The sequence below is a fragment of the Streptomyces sp. TBY4 genome, from assembly GCF_024213195.1.
Taxonomy (GTDB): domain Bacteria; phylum Actinomycetota; class Actinomycetes; order Streptomycetales; family Streptomycetaceae; genus Streptomyces.
Genome location: NZ_JANAVF010000009.1, coordinates 310,261 through 326,070 on the forward strand (window position 1 = coordinate 310,261; position 15,810 = coordinate 326,070).

Genomic DNA, 15,810 nt, shown 5'->3' on the forward strand with positions numbered 1-15,810 from the left:
AGCCCGTACGAGAGGGGGGCACCGGCGACAGCGACCGGTGTCCCCCCTTTCATGAGTGCACAAGGGATATTTCGGACGATGTACAAACTGTTCTTCAACCTCGTCTTCAAGCGCATGGACCCGGAGCAGGCCCACTACATGGCCTTCCGCTGGATCCGCCTCGCCGCCCGCACCCCGGTGCTGCGCACCTTCGTCGCCGCCTACCTGGCCCCCCGGTACGCATCCCTGCGCACCGAGGCCCTCGGACTGCGGATGCACGGCCCCTTCGGGCTCGCGGCCGGCTTCGACAAGAACGCCGTCGCCATCGACGGGATGTCCATGCTCGGCTTCGACCACATCGAGATCGGCACCGTCACCGCCGAGCCCCAGCCCGGCAACCCCAAGAAGCGACTCTTCCGGCTGGTCCCGGACCGCGCGCTGATCAACCGCATGGGCTTCAACAACGAGGGCTCGGCGGCGGTCGCCGACCGCCTGGCCGCCCGCAACCCGGTCTTCAAGACCGTCGTGGGCGTCAACATCGGCAAGACGAAGATCGTCCCCGAGGAGGAGGCCGTCGCGGACTACGTCGCCTCCACCGAGCGCCTCGCCCGCCACGCCGACTACCTCGTCGTCAACGTCTCCTCCCCGAACACCCCGGGCCTGCGCAACCTCCAGGCCACGGAATCCCTGCGGCCCCTGCTGAGCGCCGTGCGCGAGGCGGCCGACCGCGTCGTGACCGACCGGCGGGTCCCGTTGCTCGTCAAGATCGCCCCGGACCTCGCCGACGAGGACGTGGACGCGGTCGCCGACCTGGCCCTGGAGCTCGGCCTCGACGGGATCATCGCGACGAACACCACGATCGCCCGCGAGGGCCTCGGCCTGAAGTCCGACCCCTCGCTGATCAAGGAGACCGGCGGCCTGTCCGGCGCCCCCGTCAAGGAACGCTCCCTGGAGGTCCTGCGCCGGCTGTACGCCCGCGTCGGCGACCGGCTGGTCCTGGTCGGCGTCGGCGGCATCGAGAACGCCGAGGACGCCTGGCAGCGGATCCTGGCCGGCGCGAGCCTCGTCCAGGGCTACAGCGCCTTCATCTACGAGGGCCCCTGCTACGCCCGTGCCATCCACAAGGGCCTGGCCGCGCGCCTGGCCGCCAGCCCGTACGCGACGCTCGCCGAAGCGGTGGGCGCGGAAACCCGAAAGGCCGCCCTGTGAGCTCCGTGACCTCTGTGATCCCCTTCGGTACGCGCCTGCGCGAGGCGATGGACACCCGCGGGCCGCTCTGCGTCGGCATCGACCCGCACGCCGCCCTGCTGGCCTCCTGGGGCCTGAACGACGACATCGCGGGCCTGGAGAAGTTCTCCCGCACGGTGGTCGAGGCGCTCGCCGACTCGGTCGCGGTGTTCAAGCCGCAGGCGGCCTTCTTCGAGCGGTTCGGCTCGCGGGGGATCGCGGTACTGGAGCAGACGGTCGCCGACGCCCGCGCGGCGGGCACGCTGGTCGTCATGGACGCGAAGCGGGGTGACATCGGCTCGACGATGGCCGCGTACGCGGAGACCTTCCTCTCGCCCTCCTCGCCGCTGTTCTCGGACGCGCTGACGGTCTCGCCGTACCTCGGCTACGGGTCGCTCGCCCCCGCGGTGGAGCTGGCGCGGGAGTCCGGGGCCGGACTGTTCGTGCTGGCCCTGACCTCCAACCCGGAGGGTGCGGAGGTCCAGCGGGCGGTGCGGTCGGACGGCCGCTCGATCGGCGCGACGATGCTGGCGCACCTGGCGGCGGAGAACGCCGGGGCCTCCCCGATGGGCTCCTTCGGAGCCGTGGTCGGGGCGACCCTCGGGGACCTGTCCTCCTTCGACCTGGACATCAACGGGCCGCTGCTGGCCCCCGGCATCGGGGCGCAGGGCGCTTCCGCGGCGGACCTCCCGGCGGTGTTCGGCTCGGCCGTCCGCAATGTCGTCCCGAACGTGTCGCGGGGCGTCCTGAAGCACGGTCCCGACGCGGCCGCGCTGCGTGCGTCGGCGCACGCCTTCGCGGAGGAGATCCGCGCGGCCGTCGCGTCGGCGTAGCCCCCCGTAGCGGAGCCCGCGGAGCCCTGCGGGGCGGAGTCCCCTACCCGCCCTTCGCCCGTTCCCCGGGGCTCCGCCCCGGACCCCGCGCCTCAAACGCCGGCGGGGCTGGATTTTTCCAGCCCGCCCGGGTCCGGGCGGAGCCCGGGGAACGGTGGAAGGGCGGGTAGGGGACTTCTTCCGCGTAGCGGGACTTCCGGGGGCGTACGGCCCGCAGGGTGGGGGCTTCGGACCGGTGCTGCTGGGGCGGGCTGCGGGCGATCATGGGGTGGGGGGTTACGCCCCCTACCCCGGACGGAGCGCCCCGCGTGCCCCCAGTACAGACCGCCGCCACCATCCGGCGGATCACGCCCGTCGGGGCGTACCACCACCTGGTCCTCGACGCCCCCGGCGTCACGGGCGTGCGCCCCGGCCACTTCGGCGCCCTCGCCATCGGCGGCCGGGAGTCGAGCACACTGCTCCGCCGCGCCTTCTCCATCCACCGCGCCGACGCGGACGCCGGCACCGTCGAGTTCGTCTTCGCGGAGGCCGGCCGCGGGACCAGGGCGCTGGCCGCCCACCGCCCCGGCGACACCGTGGACCTGATCGCCCCCCTCGGCACCCCCTTCCCGCTCCCCGAAGGCCCCGTCGGCGCGGTCCTCGTCGCCGGCGGCTACGGCAGCGCCCCGATGTTCGCCCTCGCCGAGGAGATCCTCGGGCGGGGCGGCCGGGTCTCCTTCGTCCTCGGCGCGGCCACCGCGGACCGGCTGTTCGGGGTCGAGCGGGCCCGGGACCTCGCCGAGCACGTGTACGTGGTCACCGACGACGGTTCGGCCGGACGGCGGGGCCGGGTGACCGACGCGCTCCCCGAGGCCATCGCGGTGACCGGCGCCACCGAGGTCCACTCCTGCGGTCCGATGGGCATGCTCAAGGCCGTCACGGAGATCGCCACCGCCGCCGGAGCCGCCAGCCACACCGCCGTCGAGGAGGCCATGGCCTGCGGGATCGGGATCTGCATGAGCTGCGTCCTGCCCGTCACCGGCCCCGACGGCGTCACCCGCTTCCTTCGCTCCTGCACATCAGGCCCCGTCTTCGACGGCACCACCGTCCGCTGGGACGACGCCGGAACCCTCCCCGAGGACCTCGAAGGCGCTGCCGCCATGACCCCGAAGGCGAGCTCGCTGTGAACCCCGTAGCCCCCGAAGATGTCGACATGTCCGCACCCCTCGGTGCCCACCTCACCCTCCCCAACCCCGTCTCCACCGCCTCGGGCTGCGCCGGCTACGGCCGAGAGCTGCACCGGTTCACCCCCCTGCACGAGCTCGGCACGATCACCACCAAGACCGTGATGCCGTACGTCCGCTCCGGCCGCGCCACGCCCCGGATGGCAGAGACCCCCAGCGGGATGCTGAACTCCATCGGGCTCCAGGGCTCCGGCATCGACCACTTCGTCGAGCACGAGCTGCCCTGGCTGGCCGAGCGCGGGGCGCGGGTGCTCGTATCGGTCGCGGGGGAGCGTACGGAGGAGTTCGCCGAGGCGGCCGCCCGGCTGACCGGGCAGCCCGGCGTGGTCGGCATCGAGGCCAACATCTCCTGCCCCAACGTCGCGAACCGCGGTCTCGTCTTCGCCTGCGACGCCGACGCCTCCTTCGAAGTGGTCCGGGCCGTCAAGGCGGCGGCCGACCCCGCACTGCCCGTCTACGCCAAGCTGACCCCCGACGTGACGCGGATCACCGACATCGCGGCGGCCTGTACGGACGCGGGCGCCGACGGGCTCTCGATGATCAACACCGTCCTCGGGATGGCCATCGACACCGACACCATGCGCCCGGCCCTCGCCGGGATCACCGGAGGCCTCTCCGGCCCGGCGATCCGGCCCGTCGCCGTCCGCTGCGTCTTCCAGGTCCACGGGGCGATGCTGGCGGGCTCCGTCCGGCGGGTCCCCATCCTCGGGATGGGCGGGATCGCCTCCGGCCGGGACGCGCTCGAATTCGTCCTCGCCGGCGCTTCGGGGGTGGCGGTGGGGACGGCCCTGTTCAACGATCCGTCCGCGCCCCTGCGGATCCGCGACGACCTGCGCGCGGCACTCGCCGCACGCGGGATCGGGGCGTTCGAGGATGCTGTCGGACGCTCCCATCGCACTCCCTGACGAAATTCGAACGTCTTTCACCGGACAAATCCGGGGTGGTTTGTCTGTGATGTACGGTTCAGTGGAGGCTGACCAGGACTTTTCGTCCGTTCTCGCTGACTGGAGCGGCCCTGGCCGCTAGTCTCCGAGCAGAGTGAACGAGCAGCGATCGAGCACCACCGCTGTTCGGGACCTCGCCTGGTGTGATGCCTTCCGGCATTCCACTGGTCCGTATCCGACAGTTCGACATCCGAGGTGACGTAGGCGTGGCTCTTCCGCCCCTTACCCCTGAACAGCGCGCAGCAGCGCTCGAAAAGGCCGCCGCGGCTCGCCGGGAGCGGGCCGAGGTGAAGAATCGACTCAAGCACTCCGGCGCCTCCTTGCACGACGTCATCAAGATGGGGCAGGAGAACGACGTCATCGGCAAGATGAAGGTTTCCGCTCTCCTGGAGTCCCTGCCCGGCGTCGGCAAGGTGCGCGCCAAGCAGCTCATGGAGCGCCTCGGCATCTCCGAGTCCCGGCGTGTCCGAGGTCTCGGTTCCAACCAGATCGCCTCTCTGGAGCGCGAGTTCGGCGGCAACGCCGCCTAAGGCGTCGTCCGAAGTTCTCCCGGCGTTCTCAGGCAGTCCCGAGAACCTGGATAATCGCTCTATGGCAGCAGAGGTTCGTCCGCGGCTGACCGTGCTCTCCGGCCCTTCGGGGGTCGGCAAGAGCACGGTCGTCGCGCATATGCGCAAGGTCCACCCCGAGGTCTGGCTCTCGGTGTCGGCCACCACCCGCAAGCCGCGGCCCGGTGAGCGACACGGAGTCCACTACTTCTTCGTCAACGACGACGAGTTCGACAAGCTGATCGCCAATGGCGAGCTGCTGGAGTGGGCCGAGTTCGCGGGCAACCGCTACGGCACACCGCGCGGCGCAGTACTGGAACGCCTGGAGAACGGCGAGCCGGTCCTGCTGGAGATCGACCTCCAGGGCGCACGACTCGTACGCGAGTCCATGTCCGAGGCACAGCTGGTCTTCCTGGCTCCTCCGAGCTGGGACGAGCTGGTCCGCCGGCTCACCGGCCGGGGCACCGAAACCGCGGAGGTCGTCGAGCGCAGGCTCGGTGCCGCCAAGATCGAACTGGCTGCCGAATCCGAGTTCGACACCACCCTGGTCAACACCTCGGTCGAGGACGTCGCGCGCGAGCTGCTAGCCTTGATGAATGTCGTCTGATCGTTGACCGGTGTTCAACCGGTCCGGACGGTCCGGATTCGACACTTCTAGGTCTTACCCCATCTTCGGAAGGTAGAGCGTGTCCTCTTCCATTACTGCGCCCGAGGGCATCATCAACCCGCCGATCGACGAGCTGCTCGAGGCCACGGACTCGAAGTACAGCCTCGTGATCTACGCGGCCAAGCGCGCGCGTCAGATCAACGCGTACTACTCGCAGCTCGGTGAGGGCCTGCTCGAGTACGTCGGCCCGCTGGTGGACACCCACGTCCACGAGAAGCCGCTTTCGATCGCGCTGCGCGAGATCAACGCGGGTCTGCTGACCTCCGAGGCCATCGAGGCCCCGGCTCAGTAAGGCACGAGTGTCCTTTCACCACAGGCCCGGCAGAACATCTGCCGGGCCTGTGGTGTGTCATAGGTGTCATAGCGGTCATCAGCCGAAGGGGCGTGTGTGGTGGGTAAGCCGAAGGTCGTGCTCGGAGTCAGTGGCGGAATCGCCGCTTACAAGGCGTGCGAGCTGCTGCGCCGGCTGACCGAGTCCGGGCACGACGTGCGCGTGGTGCCGACGGCGGCGTCGCTAAACTTCGTCGGGGAGGCCACCTGGGCCGCCCTCTCGGGGAACCCGGCCTCCACCGAGGTCTGGGAGAGCGTCCACGAGGTCCCGCACGTCCGCATCGGCCAGACCGCCGACCTCGTGGTCGTCGCCCCCGCCACCGCCGACATGCTCGCCAAGGCCGCCCACGGGCTGGCCGACGACCTGCTCACCAACACCCTGCTCACCGCGCGCTGCCCGGTGGTGTTCGCACCCGCGATGCACACCGAGATGTGGGAGCACCCGGCCACCCAGGAGAACGTGGCCACGCTGCGCCGTCGCGGCGCCGTGGTCATCGAGCCCGCCGTCGGCCGGCTCACCGGCAAGGACACCGGCAAGGGGCGGCTGCCCGACCCCGAGGAGATCTTCGAGGTGTGCGTACGGGTCTTGGCCCGTGGGGTGAGCGAGCCCGACCTCGCCGGCCGGCACGTGGTGATCAGCGCGGGCGGCACCCGCGAACCGCTGGACCCGGTCCGCTTCCTGGGCAACCGCTCCTCCGGCAAGCAGGGCTACGCCCTCGCCCGTACCGCGGTCGCCCGTGGGGCCCGGGTCACCCTCGTCTCCGCCAACACCGCGCTCGCCGACCCCGCCGGGGTGGACCTCGTACGGGTCGGGACGGCCCTGCAGCTGCGCGAGGCCGTGCTCAAGGCCGCGGCGGACGCCGACGCGGTGGTCATGGCGGCGGCCGTGGCCGACTTCCGGCCGGCCGAGTACGCGGGCGGGAAGATCAAGAAGAAGGACGGACAGGAGCCCGCACCGGTCATCCTCGTACGGAATCCAGACATTCTCGCGGAGATTTCCGCCGACCGGGCCCGGGAGGGCCAGGTGGTGGTCGGTTTCGCCGCCGAGACCGACGACGTGCTCGCCAACGGGCGGAGCAAGCTCCTCCGCAAGGGGTGTGACCTTCTCGTCGTCAACGAGGTGGGCGAGGCCAAGACCTTTGGTTCCGAGGAGAACGAGGCGGTCATCCTGTCTTCCGACGGAAGTGAGCTCGCGGTCCCCTATGGTCCGAAGGAAGCGCTCGCAGAAGTGATTTGGGACCAGGTGGCACCGCGACTCGCGGTGCGACGCGCCTGAGCGAAGGCCCTTTCCGCGGGCTGCTCCTTGAGTAAGAATGGAGTGCCGCAGGTCACACGGCTCCCATAGGGCGAGACGGGTGGTCCGGCGCACGGTGGCGACCGATAAACTGCAGCCGGAACGTGATCGGGCGCAGCCTCCGATGCGGTTCCACCAATATTTCAGCCAGCAGCCGCTGCAACCCCAGGGAGCGTTGTGTCCCGTCGTCTCTTCACCTCGGAGTCTGTGACCGAGGGTCACCCCGACAAGATCGCTGACCAGATCAGCGACACCATTCTCGACGCGCTCCTCACCGAGGACCCGACCTCGCGCGTCGCCGTGGAGACCCTCATCACCACCGGTCTCGTCCACATCGCGGGAGAGGTGACGACGAAGGCGTACGCGCCGATCGCGCAGCTCGTCCGCGAAAAGATCCTCGAGATCGGCTACGACTCCTCGAAGAAGGGCTTCGACGGCGCCTCCTGCGGCGTGTCGGTGTCCATCGGCGCGCAGTCCCCGGACATCGCGCAGGGCGTCGACACCGCGTACGAGAAGCGCGTCGAGGGCGACGAGGACGAGCTCGACAAGCAGGGTGCCGGTGACCAGGGCCTGATGTTCGGGTACGCCTGCGACGAGACCCCCGAGCTCATGCCGCTCCCGATCCACATCGCGCACCGCCTCTCCAAGCGGCTGTCCGAGGTCCGCAAGAACGGGACCATCCCGTACCTGCGTCCCGACGGCAAGACCCAGGTCACCATCGAGTACGACGGCGACAAGGCCGTCCGCCTCGACACGGTCGTCGTGTCCTCGCAGCACGCCGCGGACATCGACCTGGACTCGCTGCTCGCCCCGGACATCCGCGAGTTCGTGGTCGAGTACGTGCTGAACCAGCTCGTCGAGGACGGCATCAAGCTCGACACCGAGGGCTACCGCCTGCTGGTCAACCCGACCGGCCGCTTCGAGATCGGCGGCCCGATGGGCGACGCCGGCCTGACCGGCCGCAAGATCATCATCGACACCTACGGCGGCATGGCCCGTCACGGTGGCGGCGCCTTCTCGGGCAAGGACCCGTCCAAGGTCGACCGCTCCGCCGCGTACGCCATGCGCTGGGTCGCCAAGAACGTGGTCGCCGCCGGTCTGGCCTCGCGCTGCGAGGTCCAGGTCGCGTACGCGATCGGCAAGGCCGAGCCCGTCGGTCTGTTCGTGGAGACCTTCGGCACGCACAAGGTGGACGTGCAGAAGATCGAGGACGCCATCGGCCAGGTCTTCGACCTGCGCCCGGCCGCGATCATCCGTGACCTCGACCTGCTGCGCCCGATCTACGCCCAGACCGCCGCCTACGGCCACTTCGGCCGCGAGCTGCCGGACTTCACCTGGGAGCGCACCGACCGCGTGGACGCCCTGCGGACCGCTGCCGGCCTGTAGGCCCCGTAGCACCTCGTAGGACCCGCTCGACGGACGGCCCCGGACCCCTTGTGGTCCGGGGCCGTCCGCGTGTGCGGGGCCGTCCGCCGTTGTCGGTGGGGTTTGGTAAGAATGCGGGTGTGAGCAGCACCAATGACGCCGGGGAGCGGAGCGGGCCGGGCGGGCCGGCAGGTCCGGGAGAGCCGGGAGGGCCGCCGGAGCAGCTCGCGCTGATGCGGGAGATGGTCGCCGAGGCGAAGGCCAAGGCGCCCAAGGCCAAGCCGCGGACCTGGCGCGGAGCCTCCGTCGCCGAGGAGCTGCCCGTGGCCCGGGTCCTCGTGAACAAGGGCGTGCTCCACCTCGACCGGCTCTTCGACTACGCCGTCCCCGCCGAGCTCTCCGCATCCGCCCAGCCCGGGGTCCGCGTCCGGGTCCGCTTCGGCGCGGGCTCCCACCGGGTCCACGGCGGCCGCCGCGAGGGCGGCGGGCTCATCGACGGCTTCGTCATCGAGCGCCGCGCCGAGTCCGACTACAACGGGGCCCTCGCGGCCCTCGCCCAGGTCGTCTCGCCCGAGGTCGTGCTCGGCCCCCGCATGCTCGCCCTCGCCCGCGCCGTCGCCGACCGGTACGCCGGCAGCCTCGCCGACGTGCTCCAGCTCGCACTGCCCGCGCGCAGCGCCCGCGCCGAGGCCAAGCCGTCCCCCGAACCGCTGCCCCCGCCCCCCGCGCCCGAGCCCGCCGGCTGGGAGCGGTACGGGGCGGGCCCCGCCTTCCTGCGCGCCCTGGCCGGCGGCGGAACCCCGCGGGCCGTGTGGACGGCCCTGCCCGGCCCCGGCTGGGCCGACGAGCTGGCCCGCGCCATGGCAGCCACCCTCGCCTCCGGACGCGGCGCCCTCGCCGTGGTCCCCGACGGGCGCACCGCCGCCCGCGTCGACGCGGCGCTCACCGCGCTGCTCGGCGAGGGGAGGCACGCGCTGCTGACCGCCGAGTCCGGACCGGAGAAGCGCTACCGCCAGTGGCTGGCCGTCAGCCGGGGCTCGGTGCGGGCCGTGGTCGGCACCCGGGCCGCGATGTTCGCCCCCGTACGGGACCTCGGGCTCGTCGCCGTCTGGGACGACGGGGACTCCAGCCACAGCGATGTCCACGCCCCCTTCCCGCACGTGCGGGAAGTACTGGAACTGCGCGCAGTCACCGACGGCTGCGGCTTCCTGGTGGGCAGCACCAGCTGCACCGTGGAGGCCGCGCAGCTCGTCGAGTCCGGCTGGGCCCGGCCGCTGGTCGCCGACCGCGAGACGGTGCGTACGTACGCGCCGCGGATCCGGACCGTCGGCGACGAGCTGCTGGCCCGGGACGGGGCCGCGCGGGCCGCGCGGCTGCCGAGCCTCGCGTGGGAGACCGTACGGGAGGGACTGAAGACCGGGCCCGTGCTCGTCCAGGTGCCCCGGCGCGGCTACGTGCCCCGGCTGGCCTGCGAGCGGTGCCGGACTCCGGCGCGGTGCACGGTCTGTGCGGGGCCGCTGGAGGCTCCCGACCAGCGGGACCTGCACTGCGGGTGGTGCGGGCGGGCCGAGCCGGCCTGGCACTGCGAGGAGTGCGGATCGTTCCGGCTGCGGGCCCAGGTGGTGGGCGCGCGGCGGACCGCCGAGGAGCTGGGCCGGGCCTTCCCGGCCGTGCCCGTACGGACCTCCGGGCGCGACCACATCCTCGACGAGGTACCGGACCGGCCCGCGCTCGTGGTGTCCACGCCCGGCGCCGAGCCGGTCGCGGCCGGGGCCGGCTACGCGGCGGCGCTGCTGCTGGACGGCTGGGCCATGCTGAGCAGGCCCGACCTGCGGGCGAGCGAGGACGCGCTGCGGCGGTGGATCGCGGCGGCCTCCCTGGTCCGGGGGGACGGACAGGTGGTGGTCGTCGCCGAGCCGACGCTGCGGCCGGTCCAGGCGCTGGTGCGGTGGGATCCCGTCGGGCACGCGGTACGGGAGCTCGCGGAGCGGGCGCAGCTGGGGTTTCCGCCGGTGTCCCGGATGGCGGCGGTCGCCGGGGGCAGCGCGGAGACCGTCGAGGCCTTCCTGGCGGGGGCCGGGCTGCCGCCCGATGCGGAGGTGCTGGGGCCGGTGCCGGTGCCGGGGCGGCGGGGGGAGGCTTCGCCCGGGGAACGGGCGCTGGTGCGGGTCCCGCCCGGGAGCGGGGCCGCGTTGGCCGCCGCCCTCAAGTCGGCTCAGGTGGCCCGCCTGGCCCGGGGCGTCCCGGCGTCGGAGGCGGTCCGGATCCGGATCGACCCGCTGGACATCGGCTAGCCCCGGCCTGGGCTGGGGAGGCGGGCCCTGCGGGGCGACAGGCCCGGGCCGGGGAATGACGGAGCCCCCGCCGGAGGGTGGAGCGCTCCGGCGGGGGCTGGGCCGTCGGGGGTCGGCGTCCCGGCGGTGGGGGGTCAGCCGTTGCGGGGGCCGGGGAAGGCGGCCGGGCGGGACGCGGCGCCCGCCTCCTCGCGGACCGGCTGCGGCGGCACCGAGCGCGCCGCCGGGACGGTGGGCAGCGGCCCCAGGGTCCGGGTCGTCGTGCCCTCGGCCAGCGGCTCCCGCTCGGCGGATTCGGAGCTCTGCGCCCGCCGGGCACCGTAGCGCCGGTGGACGGCCTGCTTGGTGACGCCGAGCGCCGAGCCGACCGCGTCCCACGAGAAGCCGAGCGAGCGGTCGAAGTCCACCGCGGCGGTGACCAGCGTCTCGACGCTGTCCCGCAGTTCCTGCGCGAGGCGGACGGTGGGAGCGGGCGCCCGGCCGTAGACGACGAAGCCCGTGGAGGGGCCTGAGCGGCGCGGGCGGTAGACGTTGCCGAGCTGGGCGGTGAGCGTACGCAGAGCATCCACCTGCCGGCGAACCCGCTCGATGTCCCGCACCAGGAGGTGCAGGCTGGCCCGTGCTTGGGCGTCGTGGGTGGCGTGGTCGGCCATGAAGAAGCCTCTCGAACCGGTGCTGAAGAGCGGATAGGGCCGCAGACACCGTTCTGTTTCGCGGCCCGTTTCGGTCAATCTCTTTTGACCAACGCGCTACCCGGTGGGCAGGTCACGCTATGGGGGCGTGTCGGCATATGCGAGGAGCGCGCGTGTGTGCGTACGCCCCCTCGGGCGGGCGGGACGACGCAGGTGGGACCGGTGGGCGGGCAGACCATAGACTGGTGCGCTGCTGACAGCCGAGATAGCGAGGTAGACCCCAGTGAAGCTCGTCTTCGCAGGCACCCCCGAGGTTGCCGTGCCCGCCCTGGACGCTCTGATCGCCTCCGGGCGCCACGAGGTCGCCGCCGTCGTCACCCGGCCCGACGCCCCGGCCGGCCGGGGCCGCCGCCTCGTCGCCAGCCCCGTCGCCGAGCGCGCCGAGGAAGCCGGCATCGAGGTGCTCAAGCCCGCCCGGCCCCGCGACCCGGAGTTCCAGGCCCGGTTGAGGGAGATCGCGCCCGACTGCTGTCCGGTGGTCGCGTACGGCGCGCTCATTCCCAAGGACGCCCTGGACATCCCGCAGTACGGCTGGGTCAACCTGCACTTCTCGCTGCTGCCCGCCTGGCGCGGTGCCGCGCCCGTGCAGCAGTCGATCATGGCGGGGGACCAGGTCACCGGTGCCTCCACCTTCCGGATCGAGGAGGGGCTGGACACCGGCCCGGTCTTCGGGATCCTCACCGAGGAGATCCGGCCCACCGACACCAGCGGCGACCTGCTGACCCGCCTCGCCTTCGCAGGCTCCGGGCTGCTGGTCGCCACCATGGACGGCATCGAGGACGGCACCCTGCGCGCGGTGGAGCAGCCCGCCGACGGGATCTCGCTCGCGCCGAAGATCACCGTCGAGGACGCCCGGGCGGACTGGCACGCGCCCGCGATGCGCGTCGACCGGCTCGTGCGCGGCTGCACCCCGGCGCCCGGCGCCTGGACGGTCTTCCGGGGGGAGCGGCTCAAGCTCGTCTCGGTCGGGCTGGTCCCGGACCGGACCGACCTGAAGCCGGGCGACCTGAGCGTGGGCAAGAACAACGTCTACGTCGGCACCGGCTCGCACGCCGTGGAGCTGCTCTGGGTGCAGCCGCAGGGCAAGAAGCCGATGAAGGCCGCCGACTGGGCGCGCGGGGTGCGGATCGCTCCGGGTGAGCGGCTGGGCGGGTCCGACGTACGCTGATCTGCGGAGTCGCCTTCGTCTTCCTGTTCCATCGTCATAGCGTTACGTAATCCCGGAGCACCTTTCACGTGAGCGAACAGCCCCCTCGCCGACCGGCCGCCACCAAGGCCAACGGCAAGCCCGCCAAGCCGTACCGCAGGCCCAAGAAGGACCCCGTCCGGATGCTGGCCTTCGAGGTGCTGCGGGCGGTGGACGAGCGCGACGCGTACGCGAACCTCGTGCTGCCGCCGCTGCTGAAGAAGGCCCGCAAGGACGAGACCTTCCAGGCGCGGGACGCGGCGCTGGCCACCGAGCTCGTGTACGGGACCCTGCGCCGCCAGGGCACGTACGACGCGGTCATCAAGGCCTGCATCGACCGGCCGCTGCGCGAGGTCGACCCGCCGGTGCTCGACGTGCTCTCGCTCGGCGCGCACCAGCTGCTCGGGACCCGGATCCCCACCCACGCGGCGGTGTCCGCGAGCGTGGAGCTGGCCCGGGTGGTGCTCGGGGACGGGCGGGCGAAGTTCGTCAACGCGGTGCTGCGGAAGATCTCCGCGCACGACCTGGACGGGTGGCTGGAGAAGGTCGCCCCGCCGTACGAAGACGATGCCGAAGAGCATCTGGCCGTCTACCACTCGCATCCCAGGTGGGTGGTCAGCGCCCTGTGGGACTCGCTGGGCGGCGGCCGCGCCGGGATCGAGGACCTGCTGGAGGCCGACAACGAGCGGCCCGAGGTGACTCTGGTGGCACGGCCCGGGCGGTCCACGGCGGCGGAGCTGCTGGAGGCGGTCGGCGAGGACTCGGCGCTGCCGGGGCGCTGGTCCCCGTACGCGGTCAGGATGGCCGAGGGCGGCGAACCGGGCGCGCTGGAAGCGGTGCGCGAGGGCCGCGCCGGTGTGCAGGACGAAGGCAGCCAGCTGGTGGCGATGGCCCTGGCGGCCGTGCCGGTCGAGGGCCGCGACGAGCGCTGGCTGGACGGCTGTGCGGGACCGGGCGGCAAGGCGGCGCTGCTCGCGGCGCTCGCCGCGCAGCGCGGGGCGTTTCTGCTGGCCTCCGAGAAGCAGCCCCACCGGGCCCGGCTGGTCGAGCGGGCGCTCGCCGGCAACCCCGGCCCCTATCAGGTCATCACGGCCGACGGGACCCGTCCGCCGTGGCGGCCGGGGTCCTTCGACCGGGTCCTGGTGGACGTGCCGTGCTCGGGCCTGGGCGCGCTGCGCCGCCGCCCGGAGGCGCGCTGGCGGCGGCGTCCGGAGGACCTGGAGGGCTTCGCACCGCTCCAGCGCGGGCTGCTGCGCGAGGCGCTCGCGGCGGTCCGGGTGGGCGGAGTCGTGGGCTACGCGACCTGCTCGCCGCACCTGGCGGAGACCCGGGTGGTGGTGGAGGACGTGCTGAAGGGGCGGGGCGCGGGTGCTGCCCCGGTTGCGGCGGAACTGATCGACGCGCGGGCGTACATGCAGGACGTCCCGGCGCTGGGCGACGGGCCGGACGTACAGCTGTGGCCGCATCTGCACGGGACGGACGCGATGTATCTGGCGCTGATCCGGAGGACTGGGTAGCTGGGTAGCTGGGTTGGGGGCTGGGCTGGGGACTGGGTAGCTGGTTGGGGGCTGGGCTGGGCTCGGCTGGGGACTGGGTAGGGCTGGGGGAGGCCGGCCGGGGTTTCCGGCCGGCCTCGGTCGTTTTAGGCGACCGCGGTTCCCTCCAGTTCGACCAGCTGGCCCGGGATCGCCAGGCGCGATACACCGAGCATCGTGGTGGTCGGCGCCACCCCGGCGGCGCCCAGGCGGCCTGCCAGCTCGCCGTAGTGCTGGAAGAGAAGGTCGACGTCGGTCGTGTAGACGTTGAGGCGGACCAGGTTCGCGAGGGACATGCCCGCCTCGGCGAGTACGGCCTCCACGTTGTTGATGCTCAGGGCCAGCTGGGCCGCCATGTCACCCTCGTGCTCGGGCTTGCCCTCGGCGCTCATCGCCGTCTGGCCGGAGATGTAGAGGGTCCGGGTCTCACCGGAGACGACCTCGCCCTGGTTGAAGCCCATCTCTACCGACCAGGTCACGGGGTTGATAGCGGTGCGCTGCAGCGTCATGTCGGCTCCTTGGTTCGGTGGTTCGGTGTTTGTCGTTCTGGTTCTTCGTTCTGGTTCTTCGTTCAGGAAGAGCCTCGCAAGGAATCACGACACCCTCTGTCGTGTATTCCGATAAAGTTTTTTCATGCGTGCGGATCGGCTGGTCTCGCTGGTGTTGCTGCTGCGTCAGCGCGGTCGGCTGACCGCGGACGCGCTGGCCCGCGAGCTGGAGGTGTCCACCCGTACTGTGCTGCGCGACATCGAAGCGCTGTCGGCCGCGGGGGTACCGGTCTACGCCGAACGCGGCCGGCACGGCGGCTTCGCGTTGTCGCCCGGGTTCCGCACCGAGCTCACCGGGCTGAACCACGAGGAGAGCCTCGCCCTGCTGGCCGCCGGATGGGGGCGTGGCGAGCAGGCCTTCGGCCTGGGGCCGGCGCTCGCTTCGGCGATGCGGAAGGTGGTCGACGCGCTCCCCGAAAGCCACCGGACCGCCGCGAACGACGCGGCGCAGCGGATCCTCGTCGACCCGGAGGGCGACCTGCTCTCGCGCCGGCGGGTCGCCGAGGAGGTGTCCGGCACCACGATGGTCGAGGTCCGGCGCGCGGTACTCGCCGGACACAAGCTGCGCATCCACTACGCGGCCAAGGACGAGGAGCCGCAGTGGCGGACGGTGGACCCGATCGGGCTGGTCACCGTACGGGAGCGGGGCTATTTGCTCGCCACGAGGGAGGGCGAGGACCGCACCTACCGGCTGTCGCGCGTGCTGGCCGCCGAGGAACTCCCCGAGGCGGCACAGCGGCCCAGCGGGGTGGACCTGGACCGGATCTGGCGGGAACGCTCCGCGCGGTTCCTCTCGGGCGGCGACCACCTCGCCGTGCTGCTCCGGGTGAACCCGGCGCGCCGGGAAGACCTGCTGGAGACCGCACTGGCGGTCCGTGCGGAGGAGCCCGACGCCGATGCGGACGGCTGGCTGCGCCTGGAGGTGACCTTCCAGGACGCACGCCATGCCCGATGGGCCCTGTGGCAGCTCGGCCTGGACGGGGAAGCCCTGGCGCCGGAGTCGCTGCGGGTTTGGCTGCGGGAGAGGGGGGCGGCGGTGGCGGCGCGGTATGGGGGGTGACGTGCGCCTGCTGCGGGGTGGGCTTTGGCTGCGTGGGGTTCCGGGGGGCGTCCCGGCAGTCCAGTGTCCTTTCGGGGTGGGCCGG

Annotated in this window: 15 protein-coding genes; 13 read left to right on the forward strand and 2 right to left on the reverse strand. The window is 72.4% G+C overall.

The window, feature by feature from the left end; genetic code table 11:
- Window positions 1-78: 78 nt before the first annotated feature.
- The 10 genes from NLX94_RS23185 (at window position 79) to NLX94_RS23230 (ending at window position 10,704) form a co-directional block, all read left to right on the forward strand.
- The gene (locus tag NLX94_RS23185) at window positions 79-1,188 is read left to right on the forward strand and encodes a quinone-dependent dihydroorotate dehydrogenase (RefSeq protein WP_254384918.1); all 1,110 of its coding nucleotides are present in this window, start codon (window positions 79-81) and stop codon (window positions 1,186-1,188) included.
- Window positions 1,189-1,193: 5 nt separating this feature from the next.
- On the forward strand, window positions 1,194-2,039 hold the full coding sequence (gene pyrF / locus NLX94_RS23190) for an orotidine-5'-phosphate decarboxylase (protein ID WP_254384919.1): 846 nt from the start codon (window positions 1,194-1,196) through the stop codon (window positions 2,037-2,039).
- A 308-nt stretch (window positions 2,040-2,347) separates the two neighbouring features.
- Complete coding sequence (locus tag NLX94_RS39405; RefSeq protein ID WP_254384920.1) at window positions 2,348-3,205, forward strand: dihydroorotate dehydrogenase electron transfer subunit; 858 nt, start codon at window positions 2,348-2,350, stop codon at window positions 3,203-3,205.
- Between the two features lie 26 nt (window positions 3,206-3,231).
- Window positions 3,232-4,167, forward strand: coding sequence for a dihydroorotate dehydrogenase (locus NLX94_RS23200; RefSeq protein ID WP_254384921.1), 936 nt, complete (start codon window positions 3,232-3,234; stop codon window positions 4,165-4,167).
- Between the two features lie 245 nt (window positions 4,168-4,412).
- Window positions 4,413-4,736, forward strand: a complete 324-nt coding sequence (gene mihF / locus NLX94_RS23205) for an integration host factor, actinobacterial type (RefSeq protein WP_250741333.1) — start codon at window positions 4,413-4,415, stop codon at window positions 4,734-4,736.
- A gap of 61 nt (window positions 4,737-4,797) precedes the next feature.
- Complete coding sequence (gene gmk / locus NLX94_RS23210) at window positions 4,798-5,361, forward strand: guanylate kinase (RefSeq protein WP_243334346.1); 564 nt, start codon at window positions 4,798-4,800, stop codon at window positions 5,359-5,361.
- Window positions 5,362-5,440: 79 nt separating this feature from the next.
- Window positions 5,441-5,713: a DNA-directed RNA polymerase subunit omega gene (gene rpoZ / locus NLX94_RS23215; protein ID WP_004948662.1), complete on the forward strand. Its 273-nt coding sequence runs from the start codon at window positions 5,441-5,443 to the stop codon at window positions 5,711-5,713.
- Window positions 5,714-5,812: 99 nt separating this feature from the next.
- Complete coding sequence (coaBC, locus tag NLX94_RS23220; RefSeq protein WP_254384922.1) at window positions 5,813-7,027, forward strand: bifunctional phosphopantothenoylcysteine decarboxylase/phosphopantothenate--cysteine ligase CoaBC; 1,215 nt, start codon at window positions 5,813-5,815, stop codon at window positions 7,025-7,027.
- A 195-nt stretch (window positions 7,028-7,222) separates the two neighbouring features.
- Window positions 7,223-8,431 carry a methionine adenosyltransferase gene (gene metK / locus NLX94_RS23225; RefSeq protein WP_254384923.1) on the forward strand — a complete coding sequence of 403 codons (1,209 nt, stop codon included), beginning with the start codon at window positions 7,223-7,225 and terminating at the stop codon, window positions 8,429-8,431.
- Between the two features lie 212 nt (window positions 8,432-8,643).
- Window positions 8,644-10,704, forward strand: a complete 2,061-nt coding sequence (locus NLX94_RS23230) for a primosomal protein N' (protein ID WP_254384951.1) — start codon at window positions 8,644-8,646, stop codon at window positions 10,702-10,704.
- A 134-nt stretch (window positions 10,705-10,838) separates the two neighbouring features.
- Here NLX94_RS23230 and NLX94_RS23235 read toward each other — a convergent pair whose 3' ends face one another.
- Complete coding sequence (locus NLX94_RS23235) at window positions 10,839-11,357, reverse strand: hypothetical protein (RefSeq protein ID WP_254384924.1); 519 nt, start codon at window positions 11,355-11,357, stop codon at window positions 10,839-10,841.
- Between the two features lie 262 nt (window positions 11,358-11,619).
- Between NLX94_RS23235 and fmt the strand changes: the two genes are divergently transcribed.
- Entirely contained in the window at window positions 11,620-12,564 is a 945-nt protein-coding gene (gene fmt / locus NLX94_RS23240; RefSeq protein ID WP_254384925.1) for a methionyl-tRNA formyltransferase, read from the forward strand.
- Between the two features lie 68 nt (window positions 12,565-12,632).
- Window positions 12,633-14,099 (forward strand): transcription antitermination factor NusB, encoded by a 1,467-nt coding sequence (locus NLX94_RS23245; protein ID WP_254384926.1) that lies wholly within the window; start codon window positions 12,633-12,635, stop codon window positions 14,097-14,099.
- A gap of 125 nt (window positions 14,100-14,224) precedes the next feature.
- On the opposite strand, the gene NLX94_RS23250 is transcribed toward NLX94_RS23245, so the two are convergent.
- Window positions 14,225-14,620, reverse strand: a complete 396-nt coding sequence (locus NLX94_RS23250; RefSeq protein ID WP_254384952.1) for a RidA family protein — start codon at window positions 14,618-14,620, stop codon at window positions 14,225-14,227.
- Between the two features lie 130 nt (window positions 14,621-14,750).
- On the opposite strand from NLX94_RS23250, the gene NLX94_RS23255 reads away from it, so the two are divergent.
- Window positions 14,751-15,725 carry a YafY family protein gene (locus NLX94_RS23255; protein WP_254384927.1) on the forward strand — a complete coding sequence of 325 codons (975 nt, stop codon included), beginning with the start codon at window positions 14,751-14,753 and terminating at the stop codon, window positions 15,723-15,725.
- Window positions 15,726-15,810: the final 85 nt, after the last annotated feature.

Coding starts and splice junctions, on each gene's coding strand:
- NLX94_RS23185 (WP_254384918.1), top strand. CDS start 79: ATGTACAAACTGTTCTTCAACCTCGTCTTCAAGCGCATGGACCCGGAG.
- NLX94_RS23200 (WP_254384921.1), top strand. CDS start 3,232: ATGTCCGCACCCCTCGGTGCCCACCTCACCCTCCCCAACCCCGTCTCC.
- gmk (WP_243334346.1), top strand. CDS start 4,798: ATGGCAGCAGAGGTTCGTCCGCGGCTGACCGTGCTCTCCGGCCCTTCG.
- NLX94_RS23230 (WP_254384951.1), top strand. CDS start 8,644: ATGCGGGAGATGGTCGCCGAGGCGAAGGCCAAGGCGCCCAAGGCCAAG.
- NLX94_RS23235 (WP_254384924.1), bottom strand. CDS start 11,357: ATGGCCGACCACGCCACCCACGACGCCCAAGCACGGGCCAGCCTGCAC.
- NLX94_RS23255 (WP_254384927.1), top strand. CDS start 14,751: ATGCGTGCGGATCGGCTGGTCTCGCTGGTGTTGCTGCTGCGTCAGCGC.